Source organism: Curtobacterium sp. 1310 (genome assembly GCF_017834105.1).
Classification (GTDB): domain Bacteria; phylum Actinomycetota; class Actinomycetes; order Actinomycetales; family Microbacteriaceae; genus Curtobacterium.
In genome coordinates this window covers 264527-276903 of record NZ_JAFICY010000003.1, presented here as the reverse complement: position 1 = coordinate 276903, position 12377 = coordinate 264527, and the positions used below count along the sequence as shown (strand labels likewise).

Genomic DNA, 12377 nt, shown 5'->3' with positions numbered 1-12377 from the left:
CCCGTGTCCCCCCTTCGACGGAAGCAGGTCCCGTGGCCCCCTCCACCGACGACGCCGACCTGATGGCGGCGTTCGCCGCGGTCGTCCGCGCGAACACGAGCCTGGTCGGCCAGCTCAGCGCGCGAGCCGGCATCCACGAGAACGCCCTGCGTGCGCTCGTGCTCGTCAGCGACACCGGGTACTCGACCCCCACCGAGGTGGCCGGCTACCTCGGGCTGACCTCGGGTGCGGTGACGAACATGATCGACCGCATGACGGCCGCCGGACTGATCGAGCGCGCACCCAACCCCGCGGACCGACGGGGGTCCCTGCTGCGCCTGCTCCCGGCTGGCGACGCCGTCGTCGAGGACTACCGCACGCGCTACGGCGCGATGCTGCGCGCCGTCGACGGCGCGCACGGCGGCGAGCTCCACGAGGTGCTGAACTCCCTGGCGACCAGCCTGTACGAGCAGGCGGCCGACGCGATCGGCGTCCGCGGGGACTGAACCGGGACGCGGCGGACGGAAGGGACGTCGCGGGCCCGCCGCGCGCCTCCCGTCCGCATGCCCCAGACTGGAACGATGCCCCAGCTCCCCGTCGTCTTCGAGGTCGGCTCCATCATCGCGCTCGTCGCGATCCTGCTCGTCGACCTGCTCATCGTCGCCCGCCGACCGCACGTCCCGAGCCTGCGCGAATCGGGCACGTGGGTCGGTGTCTACGTGGGGCTCGCGCTCGTCTTCGCGGTGCTCATGCTCGTCTTCGCCGGCGGGGACGCCGCGGGGCAGTTCGTCGCCGGCTGGCTGACCGAGTACAGCCTGAGCATCGACAACCTGTTCGTCTTCGTCATCATCATGGCGCGGTTCAGCGTGCCGAAGGCGATCCAGCAGGAGGTGCTGATGCTCGGCATCATCATCGCCCTGGTCCTGCGCGGGGTGTTCATCCTGGTCGGCGCGCAACTCATCGAGGACTTCACCTGGATCTTCTACCTGTTCGGCGCGTGGCTCATCTGGACCGCGATCCAGCAGCTCCGTGAGGACGACGACGAGGAGCAGCAGGACAGCGCCCTCGTCCGCCTGCTGCGCCGTCGGGTGCGCATCACGGACGAGTTCGACGGCATGAAGTTCCGCGTCTCCCAGGACGGGGCGAAGCACTTCACACCGCTGCTCATCGTGCTCATCGCGATCGGCACGACGGACCTGCTGTTCGCGCTCGACTCGATCCCCGCGATCTTCGGCATCACCGAGAGCGCGTTCATCGTCTTCACCGCGAACGTGTTCGCCCTGATGGGTCTGCGGCAGCTGTACTTCCTGCTCGGCGGGCTGCTCGAGCGCCTGGTCTACCTGAAGTACGGGATCGCGCTCATCCTGGCGTTCATCGGGGTGAAGCTCGTGCTGCACGCCCTGCACGAGAACGAGCTGCCGTTCCTCAACGGGGGCGAGGGGTTCTCGTGGGCACCGGAGATCCCGACCTGGGTGTCCCTCGTGGTGATCCTCGTCGCGATGGCGGGCGCGACGGGGGCGAGCCTCGTCCGGATGCGACGGGACGCGGTGGTCAGCGGGCGCTGACCGTCCGGGCCGCGGTGGTCGGCCGGCGCTGACCCTGCGGCCGCGTCAGGCGGCGGGCTCGGCGCTCTGCGGGATCGGCAGGGCGATCTCGACGTCGGGGTCGTCCTGCCGGGCCGCCCGGATCATCGAGTTCGCGGTCGCGGCGAGCGGTACGGCGAAGAACCCGCCGGCGATCCCGCCGATCGTCGTGCCGGCGATCACCGCGAGCAGCACCGCGAGCGGGTGCACGGCGACGACGGACCCGGTCAGGAACGGGTGCAGCACCTGGCCCTCGAGCTGCTGCACGAGCACGACGACCCCGAGCATGACCAGGGCGACCACCCAGCCCTTGAACAGCAGTGCCAGGAGCACCGCGACGGCCCCGGCGGCGAAGGCCCCGACGACCGGGATGAACGCCCCGACGAACACCACGACACCGATCGGCCCGGCGAGCGGCACCCCGAGCAGGAACGCGCCGAGTGCGATGCCGATCGCGTCCGTCGCCGCGATGACGACCTGCACGCGGATGAAGTGCGTCAGGGTCGTCCACCCCGCCTCGCCGGCGACGCCGATCCGGTGCTGCGCGGCCCGGGGGAAGAGCGAGACGACCCACTCCCACATCCTCCGTCCGCCGGTGAGCGCGAAGATCGTCACGAAGGTCACGATGAAGAGCCCTTCGCCGAGGTGCACGAGGGTGGCGCCCGCGACGACGACGCCCTGCTGCAGTTCGGCGGCGTGCTGCTCGACGAAGGTCCTGGCGTCCGTCGAGAGCGTGTCGAGGTCGACCGACGGCAGGCCGAACGGCGGGTGCCGCAGCAGGTCCTGCACGGTGCCGATGAGCGCCACCGTGCGGTCCTCGAGGCTCGGGAGCTGCTCGCTGACGCGCCAGACGACCAGGAAGACGAGCAGGGCGATCCCGACGACGAGCGACAGCAGCGCGAGGACGATCGCGAGCCACCCCGGGACACCGTGACGCTGCAGCAGGGCACTGAAGGGCACGAGCAGCGCGGCGACGACCAGCCCGATGAGCAGGGGCACCACGACGTTCGACAGGGTGAAGGCGATCCACCCGACCAGGCCGACGGCCGCCGCGATGACGAGGATGCGACCGGCGAACACCGCGCCCGTGCGCAGGCCGGACGGGCGGGGAGCGGGTGTGGTGGTCACGGGGTGTCCTTCGTTCGGGGTGCTGGTGCCGGGCGCTCGGTCGAGCGCTCGGCACGGGGGTGCGTCACGTGGTCCGGTGTGCGTCGGGACCAGGTGCGCTGCACGTGGTCCATCCACGTGACGACGACGGTGTGCGGGGTGGTGAGTGCCGCGATGAGCACCAGGTAGACGCCGAGGTCGGCTCGGCGGACCACGACGGCGAGTGCCACGAGCATCGCCACCGCGATCGCGGTGATCGGCCACGCCTGACGGGCGAAGCGGAGGAACGGCGCGAGCAGCCGCCCGCGGTGCAGCTGTCCCGCGCTCGTCGGCTCGGTCAGCTCGAGGCGCAGGATGTGCCGGACCGCGTGCCACAGCGTGAAGTAGAGGCCGACCGCGAGCACCGGCGGCACGACGGCGAAGAACGCGACGAGCACGAGGTCCTCGGAGACCTGCCGCCAGCGCGGTCCGCCGGCACGGGCGACGATCACGACGTGCAGCACGACGAGCGCGGCGACCAGGACGGCGCCGGCGAGCCGGACCGCGCCGGGCACCTCGAGCACGGCGCCGTCGAGCCCGCCGTCGACCACCGCCGCCGACTCGACGACCACGTGCGCGGCGGCACCCGGCTGCGCGACGAACGGCACGGTCATCGGCAGGGCTCCGCGCACCGCCACGGTCAGGGTGGACCCGAGCGCACCCGGCACGCCGTCGCCGAGCAGCCGGTCGACGAACAGGTCGCCCTGCCCCCAGTGGAACCAGGTGATCCCGACGAACACCGCGAAGCCGAGCAGCGGTGCGGTGGTCCAGAGCGCGACCGTCGCCGCGCCGACGACGAGGTAGAGCGCCACGACCGTGTCGACCGACCGCGCGGTGCTCGTCCCCGGACGCAGGCGCGCGGGGACCAGGTGGTCGAGGGCGCCGTGGGGGAGCCCGAAGACCAGCACGCTCACCGCGAAGGGCACGAGCTGCACCGCCACGGGGACGGCAGCGCCGCTGAGCGTCGTGACGGCGCAGGCGAGTGCGACGAGCGCGAGCACCGCGGTCACCGGCGCGAGCACGCGGTCGGCGACCCAGGTGCGGAGGGCGGGCGGCGCTACGAGCCCGCGGTCGGGCAGGACGCCCGCCGGCACCGCGGTCACGATCGGCCCCCGGACCGGGCGGCCGTGTCCCGGTCCGTCCGGGTCCGGGTCCGGGTCCGGGTCTGGGTCCGGGTCTGGGCGATCGTGTCCCGGTCCGTCCGGGTCCGGACGACCGCGTCACGGACGGTCCGCGCCAGTGCCGCCAGGAACGGGCGCTTCTGCAGCGCCAGGACGATGCGCAGCTCGTCGATCGGGCCCGACCGCTCCGACAGGAACCGGACGACGAGGGGACCGGGCAGCGCGAAGAGCCGCCGGAACGCCTCCGCTGCCTGCTCCGGCCGGTCCCGCAGGAACCGCAGGAACACCGCGTCGAGGAAGCGCGTCCGCCACCCGTCGACGAACGGCGGCACCGCGGTCCCGGCGGCGAGGTGCTGCGCGACGAGGGCGCTGTGCCGGTTGCTCCGGGCGAACCCGTAGCCGCTGCTCGGACGGGTCGTCCCCACGACGGCGGTCGCTGCCGACCACCGGGCGTCGGGCCGTGCCGGTGCGTCGGTCATCGGGATGCACCCGCGTTCCTCGTCGACCACGCGCCACTCGTCCGGACGGAGCCCCCACCGTCGCCCGACGTAGCCGGCGACGTGGCCCTCGTGGTCGAACGGGTCGGCGGCGTCCGGGGTGAAGACCGTGCTCTCGACGAGCGCCTCGGTGGGGGAGACCGGCAGGACGTAGACGAACCGGACGGGTCCGGCGGCGTCCTGTCCGGTGAAGTCCATGAGCGTCGCGGACGACGTGTCGAACACGGGTCGGTCGGCGGTGACCCAGTGTCCGACGAACCGCTGGTGCAGGAGCACGCGGCCTGCGCCGATGTGGTCCGGGCACCGGGGTCCACGGGCGTCGAGCACCTGCCGTGCGCGCACCGTCCCGAGTCGGGAGGTCACGACGCACCCGTCGTCGGTGCGCACGACCGTCGAGACGGGGGCACCGCCGACGACGCGGACGGTCCCGGCGGTGTCGTGGCCACCCGCGGCGATCCGTCGCTCGGCTGCCTCCCGACGATCGGCGGCCCGGACGAGCACGTAGGGGTGTGCGGGGTCGGTCCCGGTGCTCGTTCCGTGGTCCCTGCGGACCTCCCACCGGTCCCAGCTCGCCGACCGCGCCTCCGGCAGGGGATCGCTGCCGTCGTCCCACGAGCACCACGAGCGCGGGTCGGGCGTCGAGCGCCCCTCGAGCACGAGGACGGTCGGTGCGCCCGCGGAACCGGCCTCGGCACCAGCACCGACACCGACACCGGCACCGGCCCCGGCCCCGGCCCCGGTCTCGGCCTCGGCCTCGGCCTCGGCGAGCCGGATCGCGGTGGCCAGGCCGGAGCAGCCGGCCCCGACGATCGCGACGTCGACGGTGCCGGGCAGTGCCGGACGGACGGGGCCGGGGGCCGGAACGCCGTGCGCTCCGACCCCCTGGCTGGTCGCGACTGTCGAGTCAGCGACGAGCACGCTGCGCACCGGGGGCGGCGGTGGCGTGCTGCGAGTGGTGCGCCGTGGCGGTGTTCGGGAGCGTGCCGTCGGAGAGCTTCTCGGACGAGATCCAGAGCGCCTCGGGGAGGGTGTCGACGCCGGTGCGGACGTCCTCGGCGGAGCGGAGCTTGGCGATCTTGTGGATCATCGACCCGAAGCCGACCTTCGCGACGATGTCGGCTGCCGACAGGACGATCTGCATCCACGTGATGACCGCGCCCCCGTGCCCCCAGCCCTGCAGGCCGAAGACGACCGGGTACGCCATCCACGTGACGATGAGCAGGATCCCGGCGTTGCGGAGCGTCCCGGCGGCCTCGGTCCCCTTGAGGTCACGGCCGCCCTTGACGACGACGTAGATGACGAGGACGTACAGGACCACCATGAAGACGCCGGAGATGACGCCCCAGGTCCAGAGCGCGCCCGTGTTCGTGCCGGAGTCGATGACGACACCGCCGACGAAGCCGGTGCTGATCATCAGGAACGCGGCGGCGATGCCCACCGCACGCAGTCGACGGGCCGCGGCACCGGCGAGGGTGGCGACGGCGATGAGCTCGATCACCAGCAGCGGCACGGTGACGGTCCAGTCGAAGTAGCGCGGCGCCCAGGACAGGATCGCGTTCGCGTTCGGCACCCAGGACGCACCCTTGCGGTCGTAGCCGATCGCGAACTCGAGCACGAGCAGGACGTACGACAGGAACGCGATGCCGGTGATGCACAACCCCGCGTACACGCCGCTGCGGTACCGGCCGGTGACCTCGCTGACCGAGACCCACGACTTCACGAAGAACGCGAAGAGCGCGAGTCCCGCGACCGAGAGTGCGTAGACGATGAGCGTGTGCTCCGCGAGCGTCAGCGTCGCGTTCCACGGAGCGAGTGCATCCGACATGGGGGTCCTTCCGGGGGATCGAGGGCCGACGGGAGACCGCCGACCAGGAGAACTTGCTCCTGGGCAACCGTCGCGGTTCCCAGGCCCGGCTGCGGACGGGGTACAGCACCGTCCGTAGCGTGGTGATCCCGAACGAACCAGGGCACGATCGCGCCCGTCTCACCCCCAGGGGTGGTCCTGAGAGGATCCAGATGTCCGAGCGCATCCGCGTCGCACTCGTCAACGACTACGAACTCGTCCTCCGCGGCCTCGCCGACCTGCTCGCCCCGTTCTCGGACCGACTCGAGGTCGTGCAGCTCGACGCCCGTCACCGGGTGACCGTGGACGTCGACGTGGCGCTCTACGACACGTTCGCCCAGCCGCAGCCCGACGACGAGGACGTGACCCGGCTGGCCGCGAACCCCCGCATCCGGACCGTCGCCGTCTTCACGTGGAAGATGGACCAGGACCTCATCGACGCCGCCGTGTCCCGTGGCGCGACGGGCTACTTCGCGAAGAGCTCGACCGCCGAGCAGCTCGCCGGCGGGCTCCTCCGCGTCGCGGCGGGCGAGCGGGTGCTGGACGAGCCGCGACGTCGGGTGGCGAGCGGGCCGGGTGTCGACTGGCCCGGCCGCGAGCTCGGGATCTCGGACCGGCAGTCCGAGATCCTCGCCCTGATCACCCAGGGGAAACGCAACGACGAGATCGCCGAACTGACGCACCTCAGCCCGAACACGGTGAAGACCCACATCCGCACGCTCTACAGCAAGATCGGCGCCCGGACCAGGGTCGACGCGGTGCTGTGGGGGACCGACCACGGGTTCCGGCCCGACCACCGCAGCGTCGACCGGGCCACGTCGCCGTAGGCTGGCCCGGTGGGCGACGACGATGAGCAGCAGTCACGAACGGAGTCGTCCGTCGTGGACGCGTCGGTCGTCGGGCTCGGCATCGTGCTCCGCTCCCTCGCGCCCGCGCTCGAGCAGGTGACGCTGCAGCAGTACCGGATCCTCGTCCTCCTGGCCACCCGCGGGCCGCTGCGGGCCGGGGACCTGGCCGTCGAGCTCGGGCTGCTCCCGTCCGGCATCACGCGGATGGTCGACCGTCTGGTCCGCGACGGGTGGGTGACCCGGAGGACCTCCGGTCGCGAGGTCCTGGTCACCGCCGGTGAGGACGCCCTCGCGCTCGTCGAGCGCGTGCTCGCGCGTCGGGCCGTCGAGTTCCGGGCGGCGCTGCGCCGGATGACCCCCGAGGAGCGGTCCGCCGTGCGCACGGCGGCGGACGCGCTGGCGCGCACCGCGGTCGCGGACCCGGTGCTGGACGCACAGCTCCTGCTCGCGACCCCACCCGAACGGTGATCCCCGGGTCGTACCGTGGGGGCGTGACGATCACGCTGACCAGGACCGACCCGCAGGGCGCCGACCGGGAGGCCATGGTCACCTTCCACACGTCTGCCCGCTTCCCCTTCCACGTCCGTCCGCAGCCCACCCGCGTCGACCTGGAGCGCGCGATCGACCGCGGTGCGTTCCGCGACGACGAGCACGACTCGTGGTGGCTCGACGACGAGCGGCTCGGACGCGTCGGGCTGGTCGTCCTCGAGGACCTGCAGGACCCGGCACCACTGCTCGACCTGCGGCTCGCCCCGGCGATCCGTGGGCAGGGACTCGGGGTGCCGGCGCTCCGAGCGGTGACCGACCACGTGTTCCGCACCATGCCCGACGTGACGCGCTTCGAGGGGCAGACGCGCGAGGACAACACCGCGATGCGACGCGTGTTCCTGCGCGCCGGGTGGGTGCAGGAGGCGCACTACCGGGAGTCGTGGCCGGTCGAGGGCGGAGCACCGCTGGCGTCGGTGGCGTACGGCGTCCTCCGGCGGGACTGGGAGACGGGTCGGGTGACGACGTTCGCGTGGGACGCCGTCACGCTCGACGACTGACCGAGGAGTCGTCGCGATCAGCCCGACTCGTCGCGATCAGCCCGACTCGTCGCGATCAGCCCGACTCGTCACGATCAGGACGGCTCGTCGACCAGGGCGGTGAACCGACTGCCGACGCCGTACACGAGGTGCCGCGTCGTCCCGGCCGCGGGCGGCGGCACCTCGTCGTGGTCGTCGCACACGAGCAGCGTCCAGTCCGGCCACCACTTCTTCGGCCGCTCCTGCTCGGAGAACCCGCAGACGGCGCACTCCAGGTGCGTCCAGACCTTCTTCGTCCCCGTGCGGTTGCCCCGGGACTGCACCAGCCAGGCGGGCGGGTCCTGCTCGATGCGCTCGAGTTCGGCCTCGCCGATGTGCGACGGGATGCCGTGGCGAGCGGCCATCTCGAGGGGGATGTCGAGCCGGATCGCGGCGTCACGGCGGGAGAGCATCCGTCCAGGGTAGGTCGTCCCGAGGTGTGCGGATGCGCCGGTTCCCGCGTCGCCACCCGGCCACCCGAGTCATCCGCGCGGCGGATCTTGCCTGAGCCCCCGTTCAGCCCACGGTGGAACGACCGGTGCTGACCGGGACTTTCCCGTCTGCCCCTCGGGCGGGGGACCAGCCGCGCGCCCAGGATCCTCCTACTCTGCGCGAACCGACAGATTCCCGTTCTGTCACCTGACCCCTGGGGGAACCCGTGCGCCGTAGCACCTCCACCGCCCGACGCGCCTGCGCCGTCGGCACGACCATCGCCCTCGTCGGCCTCACGACCGGCCTCGGCATCATGACCGCGACGTCGGCCTCCGCCCTCGAGCCGACGACGAGCACCGCCGTCGCGGACGGCGGGACCACGTCGACGGTCGCCCCGAGCACCGACAGCCCGAGTACCGACGCGCCGGGCACGGAGGCACCCGTGACGGGGACCCCGACCTCGGACGCCCCCGCCACCGAAGCACCGTCGACGGCTGCTCCGACGACCGACGCCCCCGCCACCGAGACCCCCGCCACCGACGCGCCGACCCCGTCCGAAGGCGACGAGCCGACCGGCTCCTCGACGACCGCCGACCGCCCCGCGGCCGCCGGCACCGTGACGATCGACGGCGTCGCCGCGGTCGGGTCGAAGCTCACGGCCGAGCCCTCGGGCTTCACCGCCCCGACGAACCTCAGCTACTCGTGGACCGTCGACGGCACGTCCGTCAGCCAGGGCCAGAGCTACGTGGTGAAGCCCACCGACGCCGGCAAGGTCGTCATGGTCACCGTCACGAACACGCAGGGCGGGATCGCCGTCGAGTCCGAGTCGGCCCAGACCGACCCGATCACGCAGGCCCCGGTCTTCGTCGACGAGGACGGCGAGCCGGTCACCGACGGCACCACGACCGAGGGCGACCTGGCCCTCACCGCAACCGCGGGCGAGGCGTTCTCGTACACCTTCCGCGCGATCGGTTCGCCGAAGCCCGTGCTGGCCCTCGACTACTACAACTCCGAGGACGGCGAGGACGCGGACGGCTGGACCCCGGCCGACCAGCTGCCCGAGGGGATCTCGTTCGACCCGGTGACCGGCGTGCTCAGCGGGACGACCGTCGATGCCTCGTACTGGGACTTCGCCGTCACCGCGACGAGCGGGACCGCGACCGTGACGCAGACCGTCGAGCTCGACGTGCAGGCCGCCGCACCGGTCGGGCTCGAGGCGACCGCGGTCGACCGCGCCGACTTCATCGACTACGCGAAGGCCGGCTTCCCGGTCGGCTGGTTCGACGACGAGGCGACGAAGAAGTCCGGCTCGCTCCGGTCCTGGATCATCAAGGCCGACGGGTCGGTCGTCACCGAGCACACCGACTGGGAGCAGACGCCCTTCGGCGGGTCGGAGTTCATCGACGAGGTCCCCGGCGGCACCCCGACCGTCCCGCAGGGCGGCACGCTGCTGCTGTCCGGCACCCTGGTCGACGAGTTCGGCAACGCGGTCGAGGACGAGGAGGACGACCTCGGCGTCACCAGCATCGACGTCCGCTCGAACGTCGCGTCCGACGTCGTGGAACAGGACTCCCTGCTCGGTGACTCGGGCTTCGTCGGGGTCACCTTCCCGCACGCCTCGGTGCACCGCCTGACGGTCAGCGCGTCCGACTTCAGCACCGCGTTCGACGTGCAGGTGACGCCGACGCCGGTCGCGGCCGTCCCGGGCGGCACCACGCCCCCCGCTGCGGTGCAGCACGGCACCGCGTCGGCGCCGAAGGGCCACGGCCGGCTCGCCTACACCGGCGCCGACGAGACCTCGCCGATCGCGTGGGCGCTCGGTCTGCTCGTCGCGGGTGCCGGCCTGATCGGCGCACGCACGCTGCGTCGTCGACGCGCCCGTTCCTGACCCGGTCCCTCCCGTCCGTCAGGTGCCCACCTGACGGACGGGAGGCTCCTCCCGCGGCCCCGCCACGTCCCTCCCGGACGCAGCGGGGCCGTCGCGCGTCCGTGGACGGGTGGGTCAGACGGCGATGCGGCCGCCGTCGACGGGCAGGACCGCGCCGTGCACGAAGGACGCCGCGTCGGCCGCGAGGAACGCGATCGCCTCGGCGACCTCCTGCGCGGAGCCCGGGCGACCCGCCGGACCGGCCGCGGCCAACTGGTCGAGTGCCTCACCCATGGCCGCGGTGCCCTCGGTACGGGTCGGTCCGGGGCTGACCGCGTTCACGCGGACGCCGGAGGGACCGAACTCGGCCGCCCACGACTTCGTCAACAGGACCAGCGCCGCCTTGGTCGAGCCGTACAGGCCCATGCCGGCGGCGCCGAACTCGGCGACCATCGTGGTCACGTTGACGATCGCACCCGTGCCACGCTCGGCCATGCCCGGCGCGAGCGCTGCGACGAGGAAGTACGGCGCCTTGACGTTGAGGTCGTAGACCTCGTCGAACCCCTCGGGCGTGGTGTCGGCGGTCGGGCCGAACGGGAAGATGCCCGCGCTGTTCACGAGCACGTCGACCCGACCGTCACCGATGCGCAGCGCCGCAGCGGCGAGGACCCTGGCGCTCTCCGCGTCGCCGAGCTCGGCGCGCACGAAGTCTGCGGTACCGCCGGCCGCGCGGATGCCGCGGACGACCTCCTCGCCGCGCTCGGCGCTGCGGCCGGACACGACGACGTGCACGCCGCGTGAGGCGAGGAGCTCGGCGGTCGCGCGGCCGATGCCGCTGGTGGAACCGGTGATGAGGGCGGTGGTGCTCATGGGACAGTCCTAACTGAACAGATCTGTTTGGTTTGTGGTGCTGGTAACTGTACAGATCGGTGCAGTAAAGTCAAACCATGGCCGAGCCCACCAAGACACGCCGCCGTCCCGCGTACGAACGCGCCGTCGCGACCGCCGACCGGCTGTTCTACGAGCAGGGCATCCACGCCGTCGGGGTCGACCAGGTCGCGGCAGCAGCGGACATCTCGAAGGCGAGCCTCTACACGCACTTCCGCACGAAGGACGACCTCGTGCTCGGCTACCTGCGCGGCCGGAGCACCGCCTGGCAGGACCACGTCGCGACCGAGCTCCCGCAGCGCGGGGCGACACCGCACGAGCGGATCGTCGCCGTGTTCGCGCTGCTCGGCGAGTGGTTCGACGAGCCCGGTTACCGCGGGTGCCCGTTCATCAACGTCGAGGCCGAGTACGGCGCCGGACACCCCACGCACGAGGTGACGCTCGAACATCGCGACTGGGTGCGCGGACTGTTCAGCGGCCTCCTGGCAGAAGCCGGCTCCGCGGACGTCGACGGCACCGCGCTCCAGCTCTGCCTGCTCTACGACGGCGCCATGGCCAGTGCGCAGGCCGACCCGTCCCGACCGTGGGCCCGGGCGGCAGCGGCAGCCGCACGGGCACTGCTCGGACCGGCGCTGTAGCCGGTCCGCGGGGAGGGGCGCGGCCCGACCTCGTGGTCACCGGGCGCGGTCGGGCGCCGGCCTGCTGAACAGGTTGACGACGTTGCCGTCGGGGTCACGGACCAGCACGGAGCGGTTGCCCCAGGGCATCGTGGTCGGCTCGAGGACGACGTCCTCCGGTCCGAGCCGGAGCTCCGCGAAGGCGCCGTCGACGTCGGCGACCGCGAACTCGATGAACACCGACCGGTTCGTGGCTGGTGTCAGGGCCCCGCCGAGCATCGCGACGGTGGCGGTACCGGCGATCGCGAGGGTCGCGCCGGGTCCGGTGAACTGCGCGAAGACGGGCGCGGGGCGTTCGGCGCGCTGGCCGGTGACCCGCTCGTAGAAGGCGACGAGGCAGTCGAGGTCGTCGGTGACGATGCGGATGGATGCGAACGACAAGGGGTCCTCCGGTGGTGCTGGTGCTGACGTGGTCGGCGCCCAGCCTCACCG

General features: G+C 72.6%; 14 protein-coding genes. 7 read left to right on the top strand and 7 right to left on the bottom strand.

What is annotated here, in order from left to right; genetic code table 11:
- Positions 1 to 32: 32 nt before the first annotated feature.
- On the top strand, positions 33 to 485 hold the full coding sequence (locus JOD95_RS09645; RefSeq protein ID WP_307810414.1) for a MarR family winged helix-turn-helix transcriptional regulator: 453 nt from the start codon (positions 33 to 35) through the stop codon (positions 483 to 485).
- Between the two features lie 75 nt (positions 486 to 560).
- Complete coding sequence (locus tag JOD95_RS09640; RefSeq protein ID WP_209684796.1) at positions 561 to 1544, top strand: TerC family protein; 984 nt, start codon at positions 561 to 563, stop codon at positions 1542 to 1544.
- Between the two features lie 45 nt (positions 1545 to 1589).
- Here JOD95_RS09640 and JOD95_RS09635 read toward each other — a convergent pair whose 3' ends face one another.
- From JOD95_RS09635 to JOD95_RS09620, 4 genes are read right to left on the bottom strand one after another with little or no spacing between them, the layout of a single operon-like run.
- Positions 1590 to 2690: an AI-2E family transporter gene (locus tag JOD95_RS09635; RefSeq protein WP_209684795.1), complete on the bottom strand. Its 1101-nt coding sequence runs from the start codon at positions 2688 to 2690 to the stop codon at positions 1590 to 1592.
- Positions 2687 to 3811, bottom strand: a complete 1125-nt coding sequence (locus tag JOD95_RS09630) for a Brp/Blh family beta-carotene 15,15'-dioxygenase (protein WP_209684794.1) — start codon at positions 3809 to 3811, stop codon at positions 2687 to 2689. Before JOD95_RS09630 ends, JOD95_RS09635 begins: the two co-directional genes overlap by 4 nt.
- Positions 3808 to 5244 carry a lycopene cyclase family protein gene (locus tag JOD95_RS09625; RefSeq protein WP_209684793.1) on the bottom strand — a complete coding sequence of 479 codons (1437 nt, stop codon included), beginning with the start codon at positions 5242 to 5244 and terminating at the stop codon, positions 3808 to 3810. Before JOD95_RS09625 ends, JOD95_RS09630 begins: the two co-directional genes overlap by 4 nt.
- A complete protein-coding gene (locus JOD95_RS09620) occupies positions 5231 to 6151 on the bottom strand; it encodes a bacteriorhodopsin (RefSeq protein ID WP_209684792.1) in 921 nt (306 codons plus the stop codon). Before JOD95_RS09620 ends, JOD95_RS09625 begins: the two co-directional genes overlap by 14 nt.
- 191 nt (positions 6152 to 6342) lie before the next feature.
- Here JOD95_RS09620 and JOD95_RS09615 point away from each other — a divergent pair, with 191 nt between their 5' ends.
- The 3 genes from JOD95_RS09615 to JOD95_RS09605 are packed head-to-tail and all read left to right on the top strand — an operon-like array spanning position 6343 to position 8063.
- Positions 6343 to 6996, top strand: a complete 654-nt coding sequence (locus JOD95_RS09615) for a response regulator transcription factor (protein WP_209684791.1) — start codon at positions 6343 to 6345, stop codon at positions 6994 to 6996.
- A gap of 9 nt (positions 6997 to 7005) precedes the next feature.
- Entirely contained in the window at positions 7006 to 7485 is a 480-nt protein-coding gene (locus JOD95_RS09610; RefSeq protein WP_209684790.1) for a MarR family transcriptional regulator, read from the top strand.
- 23 nt (positions 7486 to 7508) lie between these two features.
- Positions 7509 to 8063 (top strand): GNAT family N-acetyltransferase, encoded by a 555-nt coding sequence (locus JOD95_RS09605; RefSeq protein WP_209684789.1) that lies wholly within the window; start codon positions 7509 to 7511, stop codon positions 8061 to 8063.
- Between the two features lie 74 nt (positions 8064 to 8137).
- On the opposite strand, the gene JOD95_RS09600 is transcribed toward JOD95_RS09605, so the two are convergent.
- Positions 8138 to 8494, bottom strand: a complete 357-nt coding sequence (locus JOD95_RS09600; protein ID WP_066657492.1) for a hypothetical protein — start codon at positions 8492 to 8494, stop codon at positions 8138 to 8140.
- A gap of 245 nt (positions 8495 to 8739) precedes the next feature.
- Between JOD95_RS09600 and JOD95_RS09595 the strand changes: the two genes are divergently transcribed.
- The gene (locus JOD95_RS09595) at positions 8740 to 10401 is read left to right on the top strand and encodes a putative Ig domain-containing protein (RefSeq protein WP_209684788.1); all 1662 of its coding nucleotides are present in this window, start codon (positions 8740 to 8742) and stop codon (positions 10399 to 10401) included.
- Positions 10402 to 10515: 114 nt separating this feature from the next.
- Here JOD95_RS09595 and JOD95_RS09590 read toward each other — a convergent pair whose 3' ends face one another.
- On the bottom strand, positions 10516 to 11250 hold the full coding sequence (locus JOD95_RS09590; protein WP_209684786.1) for an SDR family NAD(P)-dependent oxidoreductase: 735 nt from the start codon (positions 11248 to 11250) through the stop codon (positions 10516 to 10518).
- 77 nt (positions 11251 to 11327) lie between these two features.
- On the opposite strand from JOD95_RS09590, the gene JOD95_RS09585 reads away from it, so the two are divergent.
- A complete protein-coding gene (locus tag JOD95_RS09585) occupies positions 11328 to 11906 on the top strand; it encodes a TetR/AcrR family transcriptional regulator (RefSeq protein ID WP_209684783.1) in 579 nt (192 codons plus the stop codon).
- Between the two features lie 36 nt (positions 11907 to 11942).
- On the opposite strand, the gene JOD95_RS09580 is transcribed toward JOD95_RS09585, so the two are convergent.
- Positions 11943 to 12326, bottom strand: coding sequence for a VOC family protein (locus tag JOD95_RS09580; protein WP_209684781.1), 384 nt, complete (start codon positions 12324 to 12326; stop codon positions 11943 to 11945).
- Between the last annotated feature and the right edge of the window lie 51 nt (positions 12327 to 12377).